This is a genomic window from Mycobacterium sp. SMC-21, assembly GCF_045310825.1.
Taxonomy (GTDB): Bacteria; Actinomycetota; Actinomycetes; order Mycobacteriales; family Mycobacteriaceae; genus Mycobacterium.
In genome coordinates, this window is sequence record NZ_JBJIAO010000029.1 from 21,411 (window position 1) to 44,811 (window position 23,401).

At 68.5% G+C, this 23,401-nt stretch carries 22 protein-coding genes; 19 read left to right on the forward strand and 3 right to left on the reverse strand.

Going from position 1 to position 23,401, the window contains the following annotated elements; genetic code table 11:
* Positions 1-40 precede the first annotated feature (40 nt).
* From ACJH6H_RS22230 to ACJH6H_RS22245, 4 genes are read left to right on the forward strand one after another with little or no spacing between them, the layout of a single operon-like run.
* The gene (locus ACJH6H_RS22230; protein ID WP_406775832.1) at positions 41-718 is read left to right on the forward strand and encodes an acyltransferase; all 678 of its coding nucleotides are present in this window, start codon (positions 41-43) and stop codon (positions 716-718) included.
* Entirely contained in the window at positions 718-1,845 is a 1,128-nt protein-coding gene (locus ACJH6H_RS22235; protein ID WP_406775833.1) for a glycosyltransferase family 4 protein, read from the forward strand. Before ACJH6H_RS22230 ends, ACJH6H_RS22235 begins: the two co-directional genes overlap by 1 nt.
* Before the next feature lie 31 nt (positions 1,846-1,876).
* Positions 1,877-3,013, forward strand: a complete 1,137-nt coding sequence (locus tag ACJH6H_RS22240; protein ID WP_406775834.1) for a hypothetical protein — start codon at positions 1,877-1,879, stop codon at positions 3,011-3,013.
* Positions 3,010-4,152 carry a glycosyltransferase gene (locus ACJH6H_RS22245; RefSeq protein ID WP_406775835.1) on the forward strand — a complete coding sequence of 381 codons (1,143 nt, stop codon included), beginning with the start codon at positions 3,010-3,012 and terminating at the stop codon, positions 4,150-4,152. The genes ACJH6H_RS22240 and ACJH6H_RS22245 overlap by 4 nt, the downstream gene beginning before the upstream one ends.
* On the opposite strand, the gene ACJH6H_RS22250 is transcribed toward ACJH6H_RS22245, so the two are convergent.
* Positions 4,143-5,687, reverse strand: a complete 1,545-nt coding sequence (locus tag ACJH6H_RS22250) for a cellulase family glycosylhydrolase (RefSeq protein WP_406775836.1) — start codon at positions 5,685-5,687, stop codon at positions 4,143-4,145. The genes ACJH6H_RS22245 and ACJH6H_RS22250 overlap by 10 nt on opposite strands.
* Positions 5,688-5,735: 48 nt before the next feature.
* Complete coding sequence (locus tag ACJH6H_RS22255) at positions 5,736-7,151, reverse strand: O-antigen ligase family protein (RefSeq protein ID WP_406775837.1); 1,416 nt, start codon at positions 7,149-7,151, stop codon at positions 5,736-5,738.
* 131 nt (positions 7,152-7,282) lie between these two features.
* Here ACJH6H_RS22255 and ACJH6H_RS22260 point away from each other — a divergent pair, with 131 nt between their 5' ends.
* From ACJH6H_RS22260 to ACJH6H_RS22315, 12 genes are all read left to right on the forward strand, one after another.
* The gene (locus ACJH6H_RS22260) at positions 7,283-8,758 is read left to right on the forward strand and encodes an AAA family ATPase (RefSeq protein WP_406775838.1); all 1,476 of its coding nucleotides are present in this window, start codon (positions 7,283-7,285) and stop codon (positions 8,756-8,758) included.
* Positions 8,758-10,041: a lipase family protein gene (locus ACJH6H_RS22265; protein WP_406775839.1), complete on the forward strand. Its 1,284-nt coding sequence runs from the start codon at positions 8,758-8,760 to the stop codon at positions 10,039-10,041. The genes ACJH6H_RS22260 and ACJH6H_RS22265 overlap by 1 nt, the downstream gene beginning before the upstream one ends.
* Positions 10,038-10,706, forward strand: coding sequence for a YveK family protein (locus ACJH6H_RS22270; protein ID WP_061000786.1), 669 nt, complete (start codon positions 10,038-10,040; stop codon positions 10,704-10,706). The genes ACJH6H_RS22265 and ACJH6H_RS22270 overlap by 4 nt, the downstream gene beginning before the upstream one ends.
* Positions 10,703-11,956 carry an alpha/beta fold hydrolase gene (locus tag ACJH6H_RS22275; protein WP_061009598.1) on the forward strand — a complete coding sequence of 418 codons (1,254 nt, stop codon included), beginning with the start codon at positions 10,703-10,705 and terminating at the stop codon, positions 11,954-11,956. Before ACJH6H_RS22270 ends, ACJH6H_RS22275 begins: the two co-directional genes overlap by 4 nt.
* On the forward strand, positions 11,953-13,182 hold the full coding sequence (locus tag ACJH6H_RS22280) for an acyltransferase (RefSeq protein WP_061000781.1): 1,230 nt from the start codon (positions 11,953-11,955) through the stop codon (positions 13,180-13,182). Before ACJH6H_RS22275 ends, ACJH6H_RS22280 begins: the two co-directional genes overlap by 4 nt.
* Positions 13,183-14,439 (forward strand): lipase family protein, encoded by a 1,257-nt coding sequence (locus ACJH6H_RS22285; protein WP_406775840.1) that lies wholly within the window; start codon positions 13,183-13,185, stop codon positions 14,437-14,439.
* On the forward strand, positions 14,411-15,307 hold the full coding sequence (locus ACJH6H_RS22290; protein ID WP_064858287.1) for a sialate O-acetylesterase: 897 nt from the start codon (positions 14,411-14,413) through the stop codon (positions 15,305-15,307). Before ACJH6H_RS22285 ends, ACJH6H_RS22290 begins: the two co-directional genes overlap by 29 nt.
* Entirely contained in the window at positions 15,294-15,869 is a 576-nt protein-coding gene (locus tag ACJH6H_RS22295) for a YdcF family protein (protein ID WP_064858286.1), read from the forward strand. Before ACJH6H_RS22290 ends, ACJH6H_RS22295 begins: the two co-directional genes overlap by 14 nt.
* Before the next feature lie 113 nt (positions 15,870-15,982).
* Entirely contained in the window at positions 15,983-17,506 is a 1,524-nt protein-coding gene (locus tag ACJH6H_RS22300; RefSeq protein ID WP_244602182.1) for a sugar transferase, read from the forward strand.
* 37 nt (positions 17,507-17,543) lie between these two features.
* On the forward strand, positions 17,544-18,773 hold the full coding sequence (locus ACJH6H_RS22305; protein ID WP_406775841.1) for a lipase family protein: 1,230 nt from the start codon (positions 17,544-17,546) through the stop codon (positions 18,771-18,773).
* Complete coding sequence (locus ACJH6H_RS22310; RefSeq protein WP_061000768.1) at positions 18,763-19,566, forward strand: biotin--[acetyl-CoA-carboxylase] ligase; 804 nt, start codon at positions 18,763-18,765, stop codon at positions 19,564-19,566. The genes ACJH6H_RS22305 and ACJH6H_RS22310 overlap by 11 nt, the downstream gene beginning before the upstream one ends.
* Positions 19,567-19,586: 20 nt before the next feature.
* Entirely contained in the window at positions 19,587-20,105 is a 519-nt protein-coding gene (locus ACJH6H_RS22315; RefSeq protein WP_061000766.1) for a PH domain-containing protein, read from the forward strand.
* Here ACJH6H_RS22315 and ACJH6H_RS22320 read toward each other — a convergent pair.
* Positions 20,060-20,674, reverse strand: coding sequence for a GtrA family protein (locus tag ACJH6H_RS22320; RefSeq protein ID WP_061000763.1), 615 nt, complete (start codon positions 20,672-20,674; stop codon positions 20,060-20,062). The genes ACJH6H_RS22315 and ACJH6H_RS22320 overlap by 46 nt on opposite strands.
* Positions 20,675-20,791: 117 nt before the next feature.
* Between ACJH6H_RS22320 and ACJH6H_RS22325 the strand changes: the two genes are divergently transcribed.
* The 3 genes from ACJH6H_RS22325 to ACJH6H_RS22335 are packed head-to-tail and all read left to right on the forward strand — an operon-like array spanning position 20,792 to position 23,353.
* A complete protein-coding gene (locus ACJH6H_RS22325) occupies positions 20,792-22,009 on the forward strand; it encodes a 5-(carboxyamino)imidazole ribonucleotide synthase (protein WP_267886845.1) in 1,218 nt (405 codons plus the stop codon).
* Positions 22,002-22,517, forward strand: a complete 516-nt coding sequence (gene purE / locus ACJH6H_RS22330) for a 5-(carboxyamino)imidazole ribonucleotide mutase (RefSeq protein ID WP_061000797.1) — start codon at positions 22,002-22,004, stop codon at positions 22,515-22,517. Before ACJH6H_RS22325 ends, purE begins: the two co-directional genes overlap by 8 nt.
* 11 nt (positions 22,518-22,528) lie before the next feature.
* Positions 22,529-23,353 carry a class I SAM-dependent methyltransferase gene (locus ACJH6H_RS22335; RefSeq protein WP_061000759.1) on the forward strand — a complete coding sequence of 275 codons (825 nt, stop codon included), beginning with the start codon at positions 22,529-22,531 and terminating at the stop codon, positions 23,351-23,353.
* The last annotated feature ends 48 nt before the right edge of the window (positions 23,354-23,401 follow it).

The window sequence follows — 23,401 nt, forward strand, 5'->3', positions numbered from 1 at the left end:
TGTGGTTAACTCGGAATCCGGGACGACGGGAGCGAAGAACGTGATTGGCGAGCCGGCAACGGCAGACCCGGCAGATGTGGCACGCAAGAAAGCGGCCGCGCCGACCTTGAAATTGCCGCCGGAGCCCGAGTGGGAGCTCGGTGAGGACGGCCGCGTCACCTACTACAAGATGCAGAAGATGAGCGTTCGCCGTAAGGCGCGCAACCGCATCGGCGAACTGCTGTTCAACATGTTCATCACGCACATCCCGTCGCACACCATCCGCCAGGGCTTCCTGCGGCTGTTCGGCGCCACCATCGGTGAGTGGTCGACCATCATGCGCGGCACCACGATCCTGGACATCGAATTCCTGACGGTCGGCAACGGCACCACCATCGGATTCCGCTGCCTGCTCGATGCGCGGGCCGGCCTGTGGATCGGCGACAACGTCACGATCGCCAGCGATGTCCACCTGCTCGGCGGCGGGCACGACATCAACCACCCGGATTTCCTGCCGATCCCGATCCCGACGGTCATCGAGGACTACGTCTGGATCGCCAGCCGGGCCATGGTGCTGCCCGCCCTGATCGGCCGCGGCGCCGTCGTGGCCGCGCAGGCGCTCGTGGTCAAGGACGTGGCCCCGCTCGATGTGGTCGGCGGCAACCCCGCAAAAGTGTTCGCCAAGCGAAATCCGGATGCATTGGGCTACAGCGCAAAGTACCGGCCGTTGTTCTGCTGATGCCGGTCGATCTACGCGAGTACCGGCTGGTCTACATCGGTCCGGCCGAAGGCCAGACCGCGGTGGGCGACTACGCCGAGAACTTCGTCAACGCCGTACGGCCGCTGTTCGGTGAGGTCGTGCAACGCCGCACGCTGGGCCCCGGGGCCGAGACGGTGGCCCAGGTGCGGGGACACCGGCGTGCGGTCGCCGACCTGATCGCCGGTGGGCAGCCGGGCCGGGTGCTGGTGCACGCCGAACTGGCGGCCGGTGCGGTGTCGGCGTTCTGGTCCATCGCGGGATTGCGCGGGGTGCCGGTGACGGCGACGGTGCACGATCCGCCGCAGGGCATCTGGTGGCCGGCGCGAACGCGGTTCGTCGCGCAGCACCGGCTCGTCATGCACGGCCTGCACTACCCGCTGCGCCCGCTGTCGCGGCGCATCGAGGGTGTCGTCAACGGGGACCGCACGATGATCGCGCTGAGCCAGATCGGTGCCGACTCCATCAAGGCCGTCTACCCCCGCAGCACCGTTGCCGCCGTGCCGCACATCATCTCCGAACGGCCGCGCCTGCGCCCGCTGACCGAACGGCCGAAGGCCGTCGGTTTCTTCGGACATGTGTACCGGGGCAAGGGTTTCGAGCAGATCTCCCGCATCCGCCGGGAACTGCCCGACGACGTCGTGATCCGGGTCGCGGGCCGCGGGACCGAAGCGCTGACAGGTGGCCCGGGCGTCGAGATCGTCGGTCCGGTCGACGGTGCCGCCGAGGACGCGTTCTTCGACTCGGTTCGCGCCGTGGTGATTCCGTACGGCAAGCGGCACTTCTACGCCGAGACCTACCCGGCATCCGGCTCGGTCGCGCACTCGATGGCGTACCGCACGCCCGTGGTCTGCACCGACTACGGCGCCCTCGCCGAACTGGACGAGCGGACCGGCGTCCTCGTCGTCCGCATCGGCGACCAGAACGCCGAACAGGTGGCGACGTCGTTGGCCGAGGCCATCGTGTCCCTCGTCGACGACGATCAGCGGCTGGCCGAATTCGGCCGCCACGTCGAGGCCTACCGCGAGGCCTGCTCGGGCCCGCGCACGGCCGAGGCGTTCGGCCGCGTGTGGACCGAGATGTTGACCCGAGCAGCTGTGAGCGTGTGACCTGACTGCCCCCGAAGCGCCCACCCGCAATGTGGCGAAGACGCTCATCTCCCTGATCTGGATCTACGGCGGACGCGGGGTGGGTCTGCTGTGGACGCTGATCCTCGTCCAGCGCCTGGGCGTCTCCGAATACGGTTTGTACGCCATGGCGACGGTGCTCAACGGCATCGTCGGCAACACCGTCGACAACTCCTTCGCGGTGCGGGCCATCCGGGAATCCGAGGAGCACTTCCTCCGTGAGCGCACCATGCGCTATCTCGTCGCGGTGGGCCTGGTCACCGCGGGCGCCGTCACGTTCGACATCAACTACGTCATCGGCTTCGGCCTGATGGTGGCGGGCGGCGAGATGGCCCTCAACGTGGTCAAGAGCCAGTCCGCACGAGATGGCCACCCGGACAAGGTGTATCGGCTCGACACGGCGCGGCAGTTCGCCAGCGCCGGCATCGGCGCGGTGTACCTGTACACGTCGGCGCACCCGACGCTGACGCACGCCTCGCTGCTGTACTGCACGCCCTCCGTGCTGATCCTGCTGGTCGGCGCCAAGCTGGCCGTCGGCCACCGCCCCGCACCGCCGGGGCCGCCGCGGTTGATCGCGGCACTGACGGGCGAGATGCTCGGCACCACCTTGTATCTGGGCGGTGACGTACTACTGCTCGGCACCCTGGTGGATACGACAGCCGCGGGCTACTACCAGCTGGCGTGGGTGGTCGCGGCGGCCGTGGCGGCCGCCGGCCAGTCCTTCGGCATGACCTATCACGAGCCGTTGCGGGAGAGCGGTGGTGACCTGTCGGCAGCACCGCCACTGCGCAACATCCTGCGGATGGCGGCGCTCGGTGGTTCGTTGCTGCTGATCATCGGTATCTGTCTGTTCGCCTTCGGAGCGCCGGCCCCGCTGGCCACGACCATGATGATCATGGGCGGCTTCGCCGCGCTGCGCATCTGCATCTTCGTGTTGCAGGTGATCCTGTACACCCAGCGGCGCGACGTCTTCCGGCTCACCATCGCCGTCGGCCTCGTGCCGGTGAAGCTCGGTATGGTCGCCGCCCTCGCGACGCTGACACCGCTCGGTGCCGTGGGTGCGGCCATCGCGGCCACCGTCGCCGACGCGATCATGCTCGCCGGGTTCACGTGGGCGGTCTACCGGCCGCGCGAGGTGGCGGAATCATGACCACACCCAAGACCGCGTTCATCCTGTCGAAAGACCCGGTACTCGAACACACCGGTGACGTCGCGCTGGCCCGCATGCTCATGCAGCTCGCCGCCGACTCCTCCGACGTCTCGGCCATAGCGCTGTCGCCCGAACCCGGCACCGTCACCGCCGACCTGATCCCCGGCGGCCTGCCGCTGGAGCGGGTCCACAAGCCGGCGGTGCGCCCGCACCGGCTGCTCATCGACTCCCTGCGGCGCCGGCGCAGCCTGGTGCACGTGCGGTTCGACACCGACGAACTGGTCCGCGCCATCGACCGCAGCGACGCCGACGTGTTCGTCGCCGAACACAGCTACATGGCCGAATCGTTCTTCCGCAGCAAGCATTTCGGCAGGAAGCGGCTCGTCGTCAACACCAACGTGAGCGAGTCACTGGTCTGGCGGGCATCGCGCGGCGCGCTGGGGCGCATCGAGGAACCGCGGCTCATCGGTGACGAACTGCGCGTCGCGCGCGCGGCCGACGCCGTCAGCACCTACGACGCCGAGGAAGCCGAGTACTACCGTGACAACGGCGTCCGCGACGCCCGGTTCATGGACATCACGATGCCGCCCGGCACACAGGTCGACGTCGCGGCGTCCCCACCGCGGCTGGTGTTCATGGGCACCCGCGACTGGCCGCCCAACCAGGAGGGGTTCCTGCGGGCCCTCGAACTTTGGCCGCGGATTTCCGCCGGAATCCCCGGTGCCGAACTGTGCATCATCGGCGCCAAGAAACCCGGTGCGGCCGATCCCACGTATCCCGACGGGGTCCGCGACCTCGGCTTCGTCGACGACCTCGGGGCGTTCCTCGGCACCTGCCGGGCCCTGATCGCGCCGATTCGCACCGGCGGGGGAGTCCGGGTCAAGCTGCTCGACACCATCCGCATCGGGCTGCCGGCCGTCGCCACCACCGCGGCCATCGGATCACTCGGGCCGATCTTCGGGCTGCGCCCGCTGGACGACGACGCCGCGTTCATCGCCGAGTGCCGACGACTGCTCACCGACGTGCCGGCCGCCGTCGACCTGGGAAACCAGCTGTACGAGATCAACCGGCAGCGGTGGCAGGACCGGTTGCCGCACAAGGCGGTTGCCGGTCTGCTGCGCGGCGACACTCAGGTGTAGTAGACCTTCACGCCGACCCACGGCGCCCAGACCATGTAACCGTGCTGGAAGTCGACGCGGTTGGACCCGTTGACGTAGCGCTCGTCGCTGGTGGCCAGGCCCAGCTGCGGCTTCCAGGCCTGCGCGAAAGCGCTCGAGGCCCAATGGGCGCCGGTCTCGGGCGACCACCACACGCGGAACGCCTGGCCACCGGTGAAGTCCTGTTGGCCATTGGCGAACACGCTCGCGGGCACCGAGTTGCGCTGCATCGCGATGTCGGCCACCGGCCGCGGCGACGACACGTAGCCGCTCGGCATCTCGTAGATGGTGTTGACCGTGCGGACCTGCGCCCACACCGTCTTGGTGGCCCTGAACACCGGGCTCAGGACCGAGCCGTGCGCCGGGTCGGTGATCTGCGAAAAGCGCAGGAACTCCGGCGATTTCGGTACCCCGGCGGCGATGGTCGCCGCCAGTTCGGCGGCCGCGGGCTTCGGGGTCCAGTCGCTGCGGTAGAGCCCCACGGTGGCGTCGGCCTGGTTGCTTCCGGTCTTGCGGTCACGCGTGGTGTAGACCATCAGCGGGCCGGTGTACGGCATCTCCTGCCACTTGGTGTAGATGTCCTTGAGGTAGGCGGCCTGCGTGGTCTCGTTGACGACCGAGGTGGGTTCGCCGTACTCGGTGGCGCAGATCCGCTTGCCCTCGTCGCCGTTGTCGATCATCACCTGGCGCATCTGAACCAACTGCAGGACAGGCGAATTCGCGATCAGCATGCCGTCGGAGAACTTCAGGTTGTAGTTGTACGGGTGGAACGACAGCGCGTCGAAGTTCCCCTTGGCGCCGGCGGCGTACATCCCGGCGATGAAACGCACCGGATTGATCGACCACGAGCCGAAATCCACCACGGCGCCGACGACACCGCCGATCACCGTCGCGTCCGGGTCGACGGCCTTGATGCGTGGATAGGCCGACTTGAGCAGATCGGTGTAGCCCGCGGGATCCGGTGCGGGACTGTAGAAGAACACCGCGTTGGGCTCGTTCCAGATCTCGTACGCGGAGATCTTCCCCTTGTAGCGGGTGGCCACCTTCGTCATGAAATTGCCGTAGGCGTCCGGATCCGACGGCCGGCTGCTCAGCGGCAGGCCGCCCTGCGACATGGCCCAGGGTGGGGTGGCGTTGACGAATGCGATGATCGACATGTTCATGGCGGCAGCGGCATTCACCGTCTTGTCGACCAGGCTCCAGTCGAGTTGGCCCAGGATCGGCTCGACGCCGGCCCACGGAATCATCAACCTGATGGTGTTCACCCGGTTGTTGGCCATCAGGGCCAGGGTCCGGTTCACGTCGTCCTGCGACAGGCCGTAGATGTCGGAGTCGGCGAAGCCGATGGTGGTCGGCAGGCTGACGACATTGGCCCGCTCGGCCACCGCAACCCGCTCCGGGGCGTCGCCGGGGATGCCGGTCAGGGCGATGAGGGCGCAGACCATGCTGCCGGCGATCGCCGATGCCACGCTCGAGAAGCGGTGGGCGGATCGTCGGGGGCGCTTCCCGGGCTTCATGCAACCGCCCTTCACCTATGAAGTGCGTCGCGAGGCGCAAACGCGCACTCAGTGTGCAGCAGCAATGGGCATTTGCTGTGAATCTGCTTGGGCGTGTCGCCGTATCTGATCTCGGCGTTCTCGGTCTATATGCACCAGGAATGCCAGCAAAATGGAGAATTTGAGCGTGGCCGGCGGGATACCGACCACTGGGTGATCGAGTTGCAGGGCGACAACGCAGAATCCGATGAAGATGCCGCCGTACACCGCCCACGGAAATGAATTCGAGCGGATCGCCCGGTAGCTCATGACGCAACCGATCAGCATGATCGCAAAGAACGCCAGACCGGTGAAAATGCCGCCGCGGTAAATCGTCAGCAATGGCGCGTTCGACACGTGATTGAGCACGAACGCATAGTTGCCGTCCCGGAATTCGAGCCGGTTCCAGCCCTTTCCGAACAGCCAGTAACCGGCCATGGTGTCGGGGAATTCGCGGATGGCATCAATTCGTGACGTGGACCCGACGTCGTCACTGCTGAACGAGTGCATGAACCGGGTGCGCACCTCGGGTATCGCGGCCGCCATGCCCACCGCGGCGATCATGGCGGCGATGGCGAGCCCGCGGTCCTTGCCCCGCATGGTGTGGAAGGCCAGCACCAGCAGCGCGCCGGCCACGACGGTGAACATGCCGGCGCGACTGAGGGTGAGCAGCAACGCGACCGCGAAGATGCCGGTCACCACGATGCGCTGCCAACCGGCCAGCACCACCAGGGCGACGGCGATCGAGACCACCAGCGCGATGCCCTCGGCGTTGGGATCGACCGAGGTGCCGCCGAGGCGCATGGAACGTTCCATGCCGCCGTCGGTGAAGGCGAAGCGGGTGGCGGTGTATTCCGCGGCATAGCCGAAGACCCGCAGGTATTTGAACGACGTCTGGTTGGGGTCGAAAGCCACGATGTGCAAGCCGAATACGGCGTTGAACAACGTCGCGTAGACGAATATGCGGCCGAATTTCTCCAGATGCTCGGTCGTCAGGCTGCTCAGGGCGATGGCCACGAGCGTCACGACCGACCACCGGACGATCTGGATGATGTCGCCCATGCCGACACCGGTTACCGCGACGGACGCGATCGAGGTGAGCACGAGCGCGATGATCGACCATTCCATCGGATGAATCGGGCGGGCCAGTCGCGGATGCACGAACAACGCGACCACCGCACCGAATGCGAACGGCAGATATAAGGGGACGTGAACACCGGGGAAATATCCGAAAGGCAGGGCGCCGGTCACGACCGCCAATCCGTACAAGAACCACAGCGGATGCCGTAATCCGACATAGATGCCGGCAACCACTGCGGCAATAGCGACAATGCCCAACAAAGTGACCTGGCCGAAAGACGTCGCCAACCAGACCAAGCCCAAGATCACGGCCAGAATCCCGGCCGATGATTTAAGATTGCCGAGTTGACCCAAACGGGCGTTCATGCCGACTATGTTCTCAGCTCGACCAGCTAAGCTCAAGCAGGTTGCCCGGACCCGTGGCGCGTCTGAATGGTCGGTCCGGTTCCCAGCCGTTAATCTGTGAGCCGTCGCATTGCTGAATAAGGGGCACGACCTTGGAGATCAAAGAGTACCTGCGGATATTTGGCCGGTACTGGTGGGCGATCGTGGCGCTGGCGGTTGTCGGTGGTGTCGCGGGCTGGTCGTGGTGGGAATTCGGAGATCGCGAGTACCAGTCCAGCGCGACGCTGTTCGTGGCGACACAGAACGGCACCTCGGTCACCGAGGCCTACCAGAACAACCTGTTCTCCCAGGACCGCGTGAACTCCTACGCCACCCTCGCCATGAGCGAGCAGGTCGCCGCCCGTGCGGTGGACCAGCTGAAGGCGACCATCTCGGCCAACGAGCTGCGGGCCAAGGTCACCGCCATCCCGTTGCCGAAGACCGTGTTGCTGCAGGTCTCGGTCACCGACAAGGATCCGGGCCAGGCCCAGACCTACGCCAGTGCGGTGGCCGACCAGCTCGCCGGCCTGGTGGGCGAGCTCGAGACCTCCCGCCGCGGCGGCAGCCCCGCCGCGGGCGCCATCGTCGTGGACGAGGCCGGCTACCCGACCAAGCCCCTCGGGTATTCGATGGTCACCCGGATCGGGATGGGTCTCGCCGGCGGCACCGTCCTCGGTCTCCTGGCGGCCATCGTGCTCGGCATCATCGACCGCCGCGTGCGCGGCCGCGACCGGGTGGCCGACGCCAGCGGTTCGCTGCTGATGGGCGCGCTGCCCGCGGACTCGGCCCGAAGCCACGCGCCGGTGGTCGACCTGACCGCCGACGGCGCCTACCCGGAGGCCCTGCGCGAGCTCCGCAACAATTTGCGGTTCACCGTGCCGGCAAATCGTGATGAAGCCGCTCGCGTGATCGCGGTGGCCAGCCCGTCGCCGTCCGACGGACGGACCACGGTCGCCATCGACCTGGCCGCCGTGCTCGCCGAGACCGGCAAATGCGTGGTCCTGGTCGACGGTGACCTGCGGAATCCGGCCGTGGCACAGCGACTGGACCTGACCGCCGCGGCCCGGCAAGGTGCGGCCGATCGCGGCCTGACCACCGTGCTCGTCGGCGAGAACACCGTCGCAGAGAGCCTGATCCCCGAGGTTTCCGTCGGTCAGCACCGGATCGCGGTGTTGCCCGCGGGCCCTGCCACCACGCGCCCCGGGGAGCTGTGGGCCGGTGACCACACCGCGAGCCTGTTCGCCGAGCTGTCCGGCCAGTTCGACTACGTCGTCGTCGATACCCCGCCGCTGGGCAAGTTCAACGACGGTGCCGTCGCCGCCGCGCTGTCGGACGGTGCGCTGCTGGTCGGCCGCATCCGGCACACCACGAGCAACGCGCTCACCCGGGCCGTGCAGACCCTGAAGTCCGCCAACGCGGTGCTGATCGGCTCGGTCGCCACCGACGAACCGGTCGAGTTCAAGCTCCACATCGGCGGGTCCGACGGCCCCAAGTCCGGTGGCTCCAAGTCGGGCGCCGGCAAGAGCAAGAAGGCGGCTTCCAAGGTGGAAGCATCCGAGGCCAATACGGCGGCGCACCAGAAGCCGTGATGCGTCAGGTTGAGTTGCGGCGCACCGTACTGGCACTGGCTGCAGTGCTGGTCACCGTGGCTGCGTGCGGCCAGGCGGGCCCGGTGCCGCCGCGACCGGGTGACGACGTGCGTCCCACCCGGGACCTCACCCCGATGTTTCCGGGGGCCGAGGCACTCCCGCCGCCCGACCTCACCGACGACGGCCCGGGTTCCCTGGTCGAGCTGAAGCCCGTCAAAGGTGACCCCAGCTTCGACGAGGCCGGCGCCACCGCGGCACGCATCGTGTACCGGTCCACGAGCGGCGTGGACGGCCGTCCCATCCAGGTCAGCGGCCTGATCGCGGTGCCCCCGGGCCCGGCGCCCAAGGGCGGCTGGCCCATCATCTCGTTCGGGCACGACACCACCGGGCTGCTGCCCAAGTGCGCGCCGACCCTCGCGCCGCAATTCTGGGGCTACTCGACCGGGATGACGGTGTATCTGCGGCGCGGCTTCGCCATCGTCCTGTCCGACTACCAGGGGCTGGGCATCGACCCGGGCTCCAGTGCCCGGCAGCACTCCATCCTGGATGCGAACAGCCTGGGGAACAGCATCATCGACGCCGCCCGCGCGATCCATCGCGCCGCTCCGTCCACCAGCACCAACTGGGGTGCGCTGGGCGCCGGCGAAGGCGGCCTGGCCGCGTGGGCCGCGGCCGAACGCAACGGGACCTACGGCGCCGGCATGAACATGGTCGGCGCGGTGGCGGTCAACCCGATCGCGGATCTGGCGCCGCTCGCCGACCCGGACCGCACCGCCGCGCTGGCGACCGCCGATCAGTACCGGCTGCAGATCCGGGCGCTGCAGAGCCTGGAAACCATGCAGCCCGACTTCGACCTCGACGCGCACCGCTCGGCGAAACTCAAGGACCAGTGGGACCTGTTGGTCGACTGCGCACCGCGCGACGTCGCGGCCGCCCAACTGGCGCTGAATCAGTTGACTCCCAACGACTTCCAGGCCAAGGATGCGGCCGCTGCGGCAGACCTCAAGCGTCGCCTCGGTGCCGTCGCGTTGCCCAGTCCCGGTGCGGGCCCGAACGATCCGCCGGTGCTGGTGGCGTTCGGCACGGCCGACACCGTCAACCCGGCGGCCGGCGTGCTGACGGCCACCGCGGCCGCGTGTGCCCGCGGCCAGCAGATCGTCGTGATGCGCGGCGTCGGCGACACGGGCCAGATCAACGACCAGACGATGCAGAACGCGCTGGCGTGGCTGCAGGCGCGGTTCGACGGCGAGCGCGTGGCCGATGTCTGTGTGGGGGCGACGTGATCACGCCGGCCGGAGTGCCGCGGGTGCGCGACTACGCGCTGTTCGTCAAGAACAGTTGGGTGCTGGTGTTGGTCACCACCATCGCGAGTGCACTGGTGGGCTGGGCGGGCTGGGAGCACGCCAAGCCCGAATACCGATCCACGGCATCGGTGTTCGTCCGGACCGAGGGCAGCGCATCGCCCCTGGACGCCTACTACGGCGACGCCGGCATGCTCGGCCTGATGGAGACCTACCGAAACCTGGCCACCAGCTCGCAGATCACCGCGCCCATCATCCAGAAGCTTGGCCTGATCGAGTCCGACAAGGAACTCGCCGCCCGGATCGTCATATTGCCCAGTGCCACAGCGATGTTGAACGTCACGGTCACCGGCGGTGATGCCGACCAGACCACACAGATCGCGCACGAGGTCGTCAACGACCTGGTCGCGGTGGGCAACCGGCTGGCCCTGGTCGCCGGTACCAGCGCGACGCTCGTCGTCATCGACGACGCCAGCCCCGCCGAGCGGGTGGGCAGCGTGGCGTCGTATGTGATGACCGGGACGGTCCTGGGTTTCGCGCTGTGTGTCATCGCGGTCATCGCGCGGGCGCTGATCTTCGACCGGGTACAGAGTCGCCGGCACCTCGAGCGGGTTATCGGTGACGCGACCGCCGGAGCGTCGGGATGAACTCGCGGCAGCTGCGGCGTCTGGTCGCCGCGGGCCTGCTCGCCGCGGTGTGTCTGACCGCGCCGGCCTGCCAGAGTGATCCGGCACCGAAAAAGGCCGGGCCCCCTACGGCTGGGGGTATCGACCTCAAACCTGACACCACGGGCGCCGGTCACGTGCCCGGTGCGCTGGTGTCGGCGTCGACGTTCCCCACGCTGGACCTGCGGCTGAAATCGGCCGTGTCGCTGGCCGCCCGCATCGGGTACACGTCGACGTCGGGGATCACCGGTGAGCACACCGAGGTGTCGGGCTCGGTCTTCGTGCCGAACGGGACACCGCCGCCGGGCGGCTGGCCGATCATCGTCTTCGGCCACGCGACGTCCGGCGTGCAACGCGACTGCGGACCGTCGGGGTCGTCGACGCTGCAGGGGCTGTCCGCGCCGATCACCACGCTGGTCAAGGCCGGCTACCTGGTGAGCCTGCCGGACTATCAGGGCCTCGGCCCGGGCACCGCCGGCCATCCGTACGCCGATGCCACCACGGTGGGCTACAACGTCATCGACTCCGTGCGCGCGGCGCACAAGCTGGTACCGCAGTCGTCGGACCGCTGGCTGGCCGTCGGGGTGTCCCAGGGCGGCCAAGCCGCCTGGGCCGCAAACGAACTCGCCGCCCGCTACGGCAGCGGGCTGAACCTCGTCGGCACCGTCAGCCTGTCGCCGGCCACCGATCTCACCGGCCTGGCCGCCGGGGCCGCGGCCGGCAGCCTGTCGAAAGAGCAGGGCGCCATCCTGCAGCTCATCCTGGCCGCCCTGGCGACGGAGAACCCGTCCCTGAACCTCGCGGACTATCGCCACGGCGAGATCGTCGAGCACTGGGACGTCCTCGCCTCGTGCCGCACCGAGGACGCGGCGGCGCGGACCGCGGCGATCGACAAGATCACGCCCGACGATCTGCGGCCCGCGACCCCGCAGGCGGAAGCGACGCTGCAGGGCCTGCTGGCCAAGCGCAGCCTGCCCAAGGAGCCGACGTCCGCGCCGATGCTCGTGCTGTACGGCGGCCAGGACACGCTGCTGCCGCCGGACTGGACGAACAAGGCGCTCGCCGCCGCGTGCCGCCTCGGCGACGTCATCGACATCATGTTCCAGCCGACCAAGGGGCACGCCGACATCGACGTGGCGATGTCCTACGACTGGATCAAGGACCGGTTCGGCGGCGTCCCCGCCCAGAACAGTTGTCCGTCATTCAATTCCATGCAGGGAGCAGGACAGTGAACGCGCCGACCTCGGCACCGGTCCGGACCCGGGCCCGCATCATCGGGCTGGACGGCGCCCGCGGGCTGTCGTGCCTGGGCGTCGCCGTCATGCACGTCACGGGGCACTACTCACCGCAGACGGCCTACCACTGGAAGACGAACCTCGTCGGGCTGTCGCTGATCTTCTTCTACGCGCTCAGCGGGTTCCTGCTGTTCCTGCCCTACGTACGCAACCTGATCGAGCAGCGCGAACTGCCCAGCACCGCGAACTTCGCCGTGCACCGCATCGCCCGGATTCTGCCCGGCTACCTGGTCATCTTCCTGCTGTGCAACTACCTGCTGCAGATCGTCTACATCGAGAACGCGTCGCTGCAGCCGACCCGCACCGAAGACGGCACCGGCATGATCACCGACCCGTGGCAGTTGATCGCCAACCTGACGCTGATGCAGTCGTACATCCCGAAGTACTTCCAGACCGGCCTGAACCCGTCGTGGTCGCTGACGCTGGAATACGCCTTCTACCTTTCGATCCCGCTGCTGGGCATGCTGCTGTTCGCCCTCGGGCGGCGGTCGAACCTGCGGCCGTGGCTCGTCGTGTCGCTCGGGCCGGCGCTGCTGATCGCGCTGGGCTTCATCGGCCGGGCCTTCGTGCCGTGGATGATCTCGGCGTTGCACCTGACCGATCCGACGGAGATCAACTGGGGCGCCAACTGGGTCGCGGTCTACACCAAGACCTTCCTGACAAACTCGGACACCTTCGCGTTCGGCATGGCCGCCGCGGTGCTCGTCGTGGCCATGGAGCACAACGCGATTCGCGAGAAGCTCAGCCGCCGCGTCCGGCTGTACAGCTTCCTGGCGATGTTCCCGGCGGGTGTGGTCATGCTCGGCCTGATCGCCCTGGCCAACCCGTACGCCACGTCGGCCCTGGCCGTGCTGTGCGCGCTGGGCATCCTGGTGATCGTCGCGCCGCTGTTCCGCGGCGAGCGGTCCGGGCTGGCCGAGCTGCTCGACACCGCGCCCTTCCGGTTCGTCGGCAAGGTCTCGTTGTCGGCGTATCTTTGGCATTTCCCCCTCATGCTGCTGCTGGGCCGCTGGGGCCTGATGGCCGGCGACACCGTGCCCGGCATGCTGCGCAACGTGGCGCTCGTCCTGGCGGTGACACTGGTGGTCTCGGCCGTCACGTACTACGCAGTGGAAGAGCCCGTCATGAAATTCGCCAAGCGGTACCGCACCAGGTGGTCCTGAATGCGCCGTGCGATCCAGTGGGGCGCCGCGCTCGCGGCAGTGCTCCTGATCGCGGCGTCGTTGCCGGTGATGTGGCAGGTCGGCAGCTGGGCCCTGGACAAGTTGCGGCACGGCGGTGCCGGTGACCCGGTGCCGATCCGCACGGCCGATCTGACGGGCTCGGGCCCGGGCAGCCTGATCAGCGCGATGACGATGCCGGCGCTGACCAACTCGGTGGAGGGCAAGGATTTACAGGCCGCCCGCGTGGTCTACCGATCCACCTCCGGTGACACCGACGCGCCGACGGTGGTGTCGGGATCGGTGTTCACGCCCCGGGGCCAGGCGCCCGACGGCGGCTGGCCGGTGATCGCGCTGGCCCACGGCACGACCGGCATCGACTACCCGTGCGCGCCGTCGCTGTCGGCGAATCTCCTCGGCAACGTGGTCTTCGTGCAGGGCTTCGTCAACCTCGGTTTCGCCGTCGCCCTCGCCGACTACCAGGGCCTGGGCGCACCTGGTGTCCACCCCTACACCGACAACCGCACGGCGGGCCGCAACGTCATCGACTCGGTGCGCGCCCTGCGCCACACGTTCCGCGACATTTCCAACCGCTGGGCGGTGTTCGGCGGTTCGCAGGGCGGCGGCGCGGCCTGGGCCGCCGACGAACAGGCGCGCACCTACGCGCCCGAACTCGACCTGATCGGCGCGGCCGCCAGCGTGCCGTCGGCCGACGTGGCGGGCATCGTCGACAAGGCCGGCATCTTCGATCAGGGCAAGGCCGGCACCATGACCAAGGACCAGGAGGCGGCGTTCCAGGCGATCGTCGAGTCACTGGCCCGGCTGCATCCCGACCTGAACCGCGACGACTACCGCCGGGGCGCGGCGGCCAGGTACTGGAAGGTGCTGTCGGCGTGCTCGGGGCCCGACGTCGCGTACCGCGCCACCGCCATCGACGCGATCGGACCGACCGACCTGGCACCGGTCGATGCGGCGGCCGCCGACCGACTGCGTCGGTACCTGCAGGACTGGGCCCTGCCGCAGCAGCCGCTGTCGGCCCCCATGTCGGTGGTCTACGGCGGCAAGGACACGTTCCTCGACCCGGAATGGACCAAGGCCGCCATCGCCCGCGCATGTTCGCTGGGCGGTACGGTGGTCTGGAATTTCCAGCCGGACGGTGGACACGGCGATATTGACGGGCCGGGTCAATTGCGGTGGCTGGCAGAACGATTCAGGGGAGGCGAGGCGGTCAATGACTGTCCTGCGCAGGGGACCACGTAATCCCGACGGCGACAGCCCGATTCATCAGCAGTTGCTGATCGAGGCGAAATGCATCGTGAAGCGACTCATCGCGCCCCGCGGCACCGCGGTCGGCGAACCCGAGCGGCCGTATCTGATCCTGCCGATCCTGGGGCAGTCCAACGCGTTCGGCATGGGGCTGCCGGTCGAGCCCGACGGGTTGGACCGCCCCCACCCGCTGGTGCACCAGTGGGCCATGTGCGGGCCCTCCAAAGGCACCGCGGTGCTGGCGACGCAACCCCTGCTGCACGAAATACCTTGCAAATACGTCGGTTTCGGCCCAACCTTCGCTAAGCAACTCGCCGACGACACCGGACGCCCGGTGCTGCTGATCCCCGGTGCCCGTGGCGACACCTCGTTCACGCCGAAGAACGGGCACACGTGGGATCCGGCCGACCGCAAGACCCGGGTGAACCTGTACCGGCGGGCCGTGGCGGCCATCGACGCGGCGCTGGCGCGGTTTCCCGGCAGTGAGATCGCCGCGGTGCTCTGGCACCAGGGGGAGACCGACGTGCCGCTGATCTCCGGCGCGCAGTACCAGGCCAAGCTCGACTCGCTGATCGGGGACCTGCGCGCGCGGTACGGCGAGAGCCTGCCGTTCGTCCTGGGGCAGATGGTGCCCGAGGAGATGGAGCTGAGCGGCAAGCCCTACGCCGCGATCGACGCCGTGCACGCCGATACCCCGAACCGGTGGCCGCTCTGCACCTTCGTGCCCGGCCCGCGCGATTCGTACAACAGTCCCGACGATCGCCACTACAGCGCTGCCGGGCAGCGCGAGTTGGGTCGCCGGATGTGGCAGCAGTACCGCGAGATGTGCGCCGAACAACTGGCGGACTATGGCGCGCGGTGAACTCGGCCGGGTCATCCGCCGTGTCATCGGTGTGGTCACGATCGTCGTGCTCGTCGATGTCGGGCTGGCCGGGCTGGTGCTGTTCGCGGGCGCCAAGTCCGATCAGCTCCAGCGGGCCGACGCGATCATCGTGCTGGCCGGCGAACACGACGGCCGCGAACAGTACGGGCTGAGCCTGGCCCGGCAGGGCTGGGCCCGCACCGTGGTGCTGTCCAACCCGTACGTGCCGGGCGACCCTCAGATGAAGAGCGCCTGCGCGCCGGCCACCGACATCGAGGTGATCTGCCGGAAGCCGGAGATCCTGACGACCCGCGGCGAGGCCATGATGATGCGCCAACTCTCCGAGGGCCGATCCTGGCACCGGATCATCGTCGTCAGCTGGCGGTACCACCTGCCGCGCGCCCGCCTGATCTTCCGGCAGTGCTATTCCCCGGACCACGGTTCGGTTGTCGCGGTGGCTTTGCCCAGGGACTATGACTTCTCGCCCGTCGGGTGGGAGCTGACGTTCTTCTATCAGTTTGCCGGGTTCGCTAAGGCCGCGCTGCAGGGTCGCTGCGGTTGACCTGCCTATTTTTCTGATCGGTGGTATTTTCGAGCAAACGATGCGATAGTAGTCGCAGTTCGCTGAGCGGGGGCTATAGCGAACAGCCAGCAAATGGGAGGGAGTACGCGTCAGTGTCAGTGGCAGAAGAACTCTACGTTCCCGAGGCTTCTCCCGCGCGTCCCGTACGGGCCGTCGCGCCTTTAGCTGACCGGGCCTGGCAGACGCGTTACCGCTGGTGCCTCATCGCATTCGATCTGGTCGTGGTCGTGTTGGCCCTGGCGAGTGCCCAGTTCGTCAAGCTCGGTACACCCGACGCCTCCCTGGAATTCACTTCGACGTATCTGCACGTCTTCTCGTACTACTCGGTCCTCTCGCTGTTCGTCGCCGTGATCTGGCTGGCCATGCTGGCCGCATACCGCACCCGATCGCCGCGCATCGTCGGCGCCGGCGTCGAGGAGTACCGCCGGGTCTTCTCCGCGACGCTGGCCACCGTCGGCATCATCGCCGTCGCACTGATGATCTTCCGCCCTGAGTACGCTCGCGGCTACTTGGCCGTCGCGCTGCCGCTCGGCCTCGTCGGCCTCGTCGTGGGCCGGACCATCTGCCGCCGGGTGCTCGCCCGGCTGCGCCGGCGCAACAAATGCGTCGCCAACGTGCTGGCGGTCGGTGACCCGCGCGCCGTGAGCAACCTGGTGCAGTCCCTGCACCGCGAATGGTGGTACGGCTACTCGGTCCGCGGCGTCTGCCTCACCGGACGGCCCGCCGGCGGCACCTTCGAGGTGGCTGGGGTCGGCGAGTTGCCGGTGCTCGGCAACGAGACCCAGGTGTCCGACGCCATCACCCAGGCCGCCTTCGACGCCGTCGCACTGACCACGACCGACCACCTCGGGCCCGAGGGAGTGCGCGAACTGTCGTGGGAGCTCGACAAGCTGGGCATGGACATGGTCGTGTCCCCGAGCGTCATCGACGTCGCCGGCCCCCGGCTCACCATGCGTCCCGTCGCCGGTCTGCCGCTGATCCACGTGGAGCGTCCGCAGTACAGCGGGACCAAGAAACTCCAGAAGCGCGCCTTCGACGTGTTCGTCGCGCTGTTCGCGCTCACCGTGACCTCGCCGCTGATGGTGTTGTCGGCCATCGCGATCAAGCTCACCAGCCGTGGTCCGGTCTTCTACCGCTCCGAGCGAATCGGCTTGGACGGCAAGCCGTTCCAGATGACGAAGTTCCGCACCATGGTGCAGGGCGCCGACCGCATGGTCGACGACCTGATCAGCCTGGACCTCAACGAGAGCGGCAGCGGCGTGCTGTTCAAGATTCACGAGGACCCGCGCGTCACGCTGGTCGGAAAGTACCTGCGGCGCTACAGCATCGACGAACTGCCGCAGTTCTTCAACGTGCTGCGCCGCGACATGAGCGTCGTCGGGCCGCGCCCGCCGCTGCGCCGTGAATTCGACACGTACAACGAGCAGGTGCGCCGTCGGCTGCTGGTGCTCCCCGGCATCACGGGGCTGTGGCAGGTGAGCGGCCGGGCCGACCTGTCGTGGGAGGACTCGGTACGGCTCGACCTGTCGTACGTCGAGAACTGGTCCATCACCAACGATCTGCTGATCGCGGCCAAGACCTTCCGCACCATCATCGGCGGTTCTGGCGCCTACTGACTCCGGACGGGCGACCGTCGGTGAATAATCCCCTTTGATGCGTAAAGCCCTGCCGTGGATAGTGGTGGCCGTCCTGGTCGTCGGTGGTCTGACCGCCGCGACCTACCTGCGACCGCTGGCGCTGATCGGGACCTCGAAGGTCCTCGACATGTTCATTCCGCTCTCGGGCGCACCGGAGCCGATCGGTTCGGCCGATCTCGCCGGCTCCGGCCCGGGCAGCCTGCTGTCGGCGACGACCATGCCGGGCGTCACCAGCACCTTCACCGGGCAGGGGATTCGTGCGGCCCGCGTGGTGTATCACTCCACCTCGGGTGACACCGGCGCGCCGACCGTCGTCTCGGGCGCGGTGCTCACGCCGCTGGGCCAGGCGCCCAAGGGCGGCTGGCCGGTGGTGGCGCTCGGGCACGGCACCCTGGGCATCGACAACAACTGCGGGCCGTCGCTGTCGCCGACCCTGATGAACCTGCTGCCCATCGCGAAAGTCGTGATCAATCTCGGGTACGCCGTCGCGCTGGCCGACTATCAGGGGCTGGGCGTCAAGGGTGTGCACCCGTACTCCGACGCCCGCACCGCGGGCCTCAACATGATCGACGCCGTCCGCGCGGCACGGCACGTGTTCGGTGACATCTCCACGACGTGGGCGGCGTTCGGCGATTCGCAGGGTGGCGCGGCGGCCTGGGCCGCCGACGAGCAGGCCGAGCCCTATGCCCCGGAACTGAACTTGGTGGGTGCGGTCGCCGTGGCGCCCGCCGCCGATATCAGCGGTCTGGTGGCGAAATCGCAGACCGGCACGTTGACCAGCGAGCAGCGGCCGGTGCTGCAGGCGCTGATCGAATCGCTGGCCCGGCTGCACCCCGATCTGAACCGTGATGAATACCGGCACGGCGGTGCGTCCCGCTACTGGAACGTGCTGACGGACTGCAGCGCCGGCGCGGCCTACAAGCGTGCCGTCGCCGCCGGACAACTCGGGCCGCGCGACTTCCTCCCGGTGTCGCCGGATGCGGCCCAGCGACTGCAGAATCTCTTGCAGGCGTGGGCAATTCCGCAGCGCCGGCTGACCGCGCCGCTGTACGTCTGGTACGGCGGTCAGGATCCGTTCATCGATTCCGCCTGGACGAAGGCGGCCATCGGGCGGGCCTGTTCGCTCGGTGGCACGGTGACGACAGAGTTCGACCCGCAGGGCGGCCACAATCCGCCCGCGGCGCAGGAGATGCTCGACTGGATGGCGGATCGGTTCGCCGGGAAGAAGGTAACCAATGACTGCTGAGCTGCTGCCGCTGGACGCCGCGGCGATCCAGGCGTCCGTCGGTGACGGCTGGCGCGTCGAGGTGGTGGCCGAAACCGGTTCCACCAATGCCGATCTGGCGGCGCGGGCCCAGTCCGGCGAGAACGTGGCGGGTGTGGCGCTGTTCACCGAGGACCAGACCGCGGGCCGGGGACGCCAGGGCCGCAGCTGGACGGCGATGCCGCGGTCGCAGATTCTGATGTCGATCGGGGTGGACACCACCGACGTGCCGAGCGAGACCTGGGGCCTGCTGTCACTGGCGGCGGGGGTGGCTGTCGTCGAGGCCGTCGCCGAGGTGGCCGGCGTGCAGGCCGCACTCAAGTGGCCCAACGATGTGCTGGTGGGCACCGGCAAGCTGGCCGGGATTCTCGCCGAGGTCGCGGCCCCGGCCGGGGAGCCGCCCGTCATCGTCGTCGGTATCGGTCTGAACGTGTCGCTCGCCGCCGCCGAACTGCCCGACCCGGTGGCCGTGTCCCTGTTGAGTCTCGGTGTCGCGCAACCGGATCGGCAGCGGCTGGCGGTGGCGCTGCTGAACCGTCTGCACGCCCGCATCGCCGAGTGGCGCGTGGGCGGGAACGTCGAGCTGTTGGCCGTCTACCGCAAGCACAGCGCCACCCTCGGACAGTCGGTGCGGGCCGAGTTGCCCGGCGGGCGTGAGGTGGTCGGGCCGGCGACCGACATCGACGCGGGCGGTGCGCTGGTGATCGATTCGGCCGACGGCGACGTGGCCGTCTCGGCGGGCGACGTCGTCCATTTGCGTCCCGCCGCCGGCTGAGCACCGCCTAGAGTCTGGGTATGGGTTACCCGGACAACGTGCTGGCGGCCGACGAACATGTTGTGCTGCATCGGCACCCGCACTGGAAGCGCCTGATCGGGCCGGTGCTGGTGCTGCTGGTCGCGACGGCGCTGGCCGCTTTCCTCGCGGCGGTGGTCAATCACACCAACTGGGATTCGAACGCCAAGAACATCATCTTCGCGGTGGTCGGCGTGGTCTGGCTGGTGGTGATCGGCTGGCTCACCGTCTGGCCGTTCCTGACCTGGCGCTCAACGCATTTCGTGATCACCGACCGGCGGGTGATGTTCCGGCGCGGCGTGCTGACGCGGTCGGGTATCGACATTCCGCTGGCGCGCATCAACAGCGTGGAGTTCCGGCACCAGCTACTGGACCGGATACTGCGCACCGGCACGCTGATCATCGAGTCGGCATCGCAGGATCCCCTGGAATTCCATGACATTCCGCGGGTGGAGCAGGTCCACTCGCTGCTGTATCACGAAGTCTTCGACACCTTGGGTTCCGAGGAGTCGCCCAGCTGAGGGTCGTCGCCGAGTTCGTCGTAGGCCTCGGCGAAACCACCGGCGGTGATCGTCGCCTCGAGCGTCATGTCGGGTGCGTGCTTGGCCATCTCATCGGGGAACACCCAGCGCCGGAAGGCCCAGAACCGGAACGCCATCTGCAGCAGGTTGCCGATGATGTACGCCGACACGAAGTCGGCGATGTTCTCGACGGTCAGCGACACGTTGGGCTGGCGCAGCTGCAGCACGTAGCTGGACACCCACAGCGGGGCCATGCTCAGCAGCACGCCGACGCCACTGACCGCGAAGAACAGCAGCGCCTCGTGGTGGCGCAGGCGGCCACCGCGGTTCTGGAAGCTCCATTCGCGGTTCAGCACGTACGACGCGATGACCGCGACGATGCCGGCGATGATCTTGGCCGTCACCGGCTTGGGCTCGAGCACCGTGAGCTTGAGGGTGTAGAAGATGCCCGAGTCGATGACGAACGTCGTGGCGCCGACGATGGCGAACTTGATGAGCTCGTGATGCCGCTCGGCAAACGGCCGAATCACTCGGGGGAGCCGCGCGATCGTGGCCTCGGTGAACGACATAAGCGGCCAGTTTACGGAAAGTACCTGCATTTCACGTACCCGTGCAGGTAGCGGGCGGTAGCTAGGCGGCATAGGCAGATTCGGGGGACGCCCTCGGCGCGTGACAAACTAGGCGCCGTGACGCAACCCCCCGTCGTGGCAATGATCGGTGGCGGCCAGCTGGCCCGCATGACCCACCAGGCCGCCATCGCACTCGGTCAGACCCTGCGGGTCCTGGCGGTTTCCGCCGACGAGCCCGCCGCCCAGGTGAGCCCGGCGGTGGTGCTGGGCTCGCACACCGACCTCGAGGCGTTGCGCCAGGTGGCGGCCGGTGCGTCGGCCCTGACGTTCGATCACGAGCACGTGCCGACCGAGCTGCTGCAGACGCTCGTCGCGGACGGCGTCAACGTGGCCCCGCCGCCGTCGGCGCTGGTGCACGCGCAGGACAAGTTGGTCATGCGCCGCCGGCTGGCCGAACTCGGCGCGCCGGTGCCGCGCTACCGCGAGGTGGCGTCGACCGCCGAGCTGGATGCCATCGACGAGCTCGCCGCTGAGACCGGTGGTGCGCTGGTGGTGAAGGCCAGCCGCGGTGGTTACGACGGCAAGGGCGTCACGCTGACCGACGACGTCGCGCAGGCCCGCGCCGCCGCCGAGGGCTACCTGGCCGCCGGCGTGGCGGTGCTGGTGGAGGAGAAGGTCGCCATGCGCCGCGAGCTGGCCGCGCTGGTCGCCCGCTCGCCGTTCGGGCAGGGCGCGGCGTGGCCCGTCGTGCACACCGTGCAGGAGGACGGCATCTGCGTCGAGGTGATCGCGCCGGCGCCGCAGCTGGACGCCGCGTTGGCGACGGCGGCCGAACAGCTCGCGCTGCGGATCGCCGATGAGCTCGGTGTGGTCGGCGTGCTGGCGGTCGAGCTCTTCGAGACGGTCGACGGCGCGCTGGTGGTCAACGAGTTGGCCATGCGTCCGCACAACTCCGGGCACTGGAGCATGGACGGCGCGACGACGAGCCAGTTCGAGCAGCACCTACGCGCGGTCCTGGACTACCCGCTGGGGTCGACGGCACCGCTGGCGCCGGTGACGGTGATGGCGAACGTGCTCGGCGCGCCGACTCAGCCGGCGATGACGATGGACGAGCGCCTGCACCACCTGTTCGGCCGGCTGCCCGAGGCCCGGGTGCACCTGTACGGCAAGGGGGAGCGGCCTGGCCGCAAGATCGGTCACGTCAACATCGTCGGCGCGCCGGGCGGCTCGCTCGACGACGAGGACTACGTGGCCGACGTGCGCGAGCGCGCCGTCCGGGCCGCGCATTGGTTGTCGCACGCTGAGTGGACCGACGGATGGAGTGGACATGAGTGAACGCGCGGGAGGCCCCCGGGTCGGCCTGATCATGGGCAGTGACAGCGACTGGTCGGTGATGGAGGACGCGGCCACCGCGCTCGCCGAGTTCGAGGTGCCGTTCGAGGTCGGCGTGGTGTCGGCGCACCGCACGCCGCAGCGCATGCTCGACTACGCCAAGTCCGCCGCGGACCGCGGCGTCGAGGTGATCATCGCCGGCGCCGGTGGCGCCGCGCACCTGCCCGGCATGGTGGCGTCGGCCACTCCGCTGCCGGTGATCGGGGTTCCGGTGCCGCTGGCCCGCCTCGACGGCATGGACTCGTTGCTGTCGATCGTGCAGATGCCCGCCGGCGTGCCGGTGGCCACGGTGTCGATCGGCGGCGCGCGCAACGCGGGCCTGCTGGCGGTACGCATCCTGGGGTCGGCCGATGCCGCGCTGCGGGCCCGGATGCAGCGCTTCCAGGCGGACCTGGAGCAGATGGTGCTCGACAAGGACGAGGCGCTACGGAATCGGTTGCTGGGCAAGTAAGCTCACGATCGATGAAATCTTCATTCGCGCGGTACCGCAGCGTCGGCCACAAACTCGTCACGGGATTCATGGAGCCGGAGGTGCTCCTGGTCGCCGGTGCGCTGGACGAGGCCCAGCGGGCCAGGTCCGTCGGCGGCGCGGTCGCCGAGATCGGCGTGCACCACGGCAAGCTGTTCATCGGCCTGAACCTGCTGCAGCGGGACGACGAAAAGTCCGTTGCCATCGACATTTTCGGCGACCAGGACCTCAACATCGACGGTTCCGGGGCCGGTGATCTGGCGAAGTTCACCAGCAACGTCGACGTCTGGTCGTCCATGGACAGCGTGGTGATCCACCAGGGTGACTCCACGAAGCTGACCCCCGAGGTGCTGCTGGAGGAGGCCGGCGGGCCCGTCCGGTTCTTCAGCGTCGACGGCGGCCACACCGAGGAGATCGTCTACAGCGACATGCAGCTGGCCGAGGCCACCCTGGCCGACGGCGGCATCGTCATCGCCGACGACGTCTTCAACGAGTTCTGGCCCGGCGTCGCGGTGGGCACGCTCAAATACCTCGATGACGGCGCCGGCCTCGCCCCATTCGCGATCGGCTTCAACAAGGTGTTCTTCACCCAGCCGGAGTTCTGCGATTACTACCAGGCCGAACTCGAGTCGGCGGCGCACCGCTCGGCCCGGATCCAGCACACCACCTCGGTTTTCGCCGGGCATCCCGTGCTGCTGCTCGGCCCCGTGACGGCCGTCGACGTGCTGCGCCGCAGCGAGACGTTGCGCACCGTCTATCACCGCACTTACCGCGAGTTGGTCCGTGGGCTGCAGAAGGTGTCGGGTCAGGGGCGGTAAAGTTACCGGCGAGTAGCACCCCGCATCTCGCCACATGGGCAGGCAAGG

Coding starts and splice junctions, on each gene's coding strand:
- ACJH6H_RS22235 (WP_406775833.1), top strand. CDS start 718: ATGCCGGTCGATCTACGCGAGTACCGGCTGGTCTACATCGGTCCGGCC.
- ACJH6H_RS22245 (WP_406775835.1), top strand. CDS start 3,010: ATGACCACACCCAAGACCGCGTTCATCCTGTCGAAAGACCCGGTACTC.
- ACJH6H_RS22250 (WP_406775836.1), bottom strand. CDS start 5,687: ATGAAGCCCGGGAAGCGCCCCCGACGATCCGCCCACCGCTTCTCGAGC.
- ACJH6H_RS22255 (WP_406775837.1), bottom strand. CDS start 7,151: ATGAACGCCCGTTTGGGTCAACTCGGCAATCTTAAATCATCGGCCGGG.
- ACJH6H_RS22265 (WP_406775839.1), top strand. CDS start 8,758: ATGCGTCAGGTTGAGTTGCGGCGCACCGTACTGGCACTGGCTGCAGTG.
- ACJH6H_RS22275 (WP_061009598.1), top strand. CDS start 10,703: ATGAACTCGCGGCAGCTGCGGCGTCTGGTCGCCGCGGGCCTGCTCGCC.
- ACJH6H_RS22285 (WP_406775840.1), top strand. CDS start 13,183: ATGCGCCGTGCGATCCAGTGGGGCGCCGCGCTCGCGGCAGTGCTCCTG.
- ACJH6H_RS22290 (WP_064858287.1), top strand. CDS start 14,411: ATGACTGTCCTGCGCAGGGGACCACGTAATCCCGACGGCGACAGCCCG.
- ACJH6H_RS22295 (WP_064858286.1), top strand. CDS start 15,294: ATGGCGCGCGGTGAACTCGGCCGGGTCATCCGCCGTGTCATCGGTGTG.
- ACJH6H_RS22305 (WP_406775841.1), top strand. CDS start 17,544: ATGCGTAAAGCCCTGCCGTGGATAGTGGTGGCCGTCCTGGTCGTCGGT.
- ACJH6H_RS22310 (WP_061000768.1), top strand. CDS start 18,763: ATGACTGCTGAGCTGCTGCCGCTGGACGCCGCGGCGATCCAGGCGTCC.
- ACJH6H_RS22315 (WP_061000766.1), top strand. CDS start 19,587: ATGGGTTACCCGGACAACGTGCTGGCGGCCGACGAACATGTTGTGCTG.
- ACJH6H_RS22320 (WP_061000763.1), bottom strand. CDS start 20,674: ATGTCGTTCACCGAGGCCACGATCGCGCGGCTCCCCCGAGTGATTCGG.
- purE (WP_061000797.1), top strand. CDS start 22,002: ATGAGTGAACGCGCGGGAGGCCCCCGGGTCGGCCTGATCATGGGCAGT.
- ACJH6H_RS22335 (WP_061000759.1), top strand. CDS start 22,529: ATGAAATCTTCATTCGCGCGGTACCGCAGCGTCGGCCACAAACTCGTC.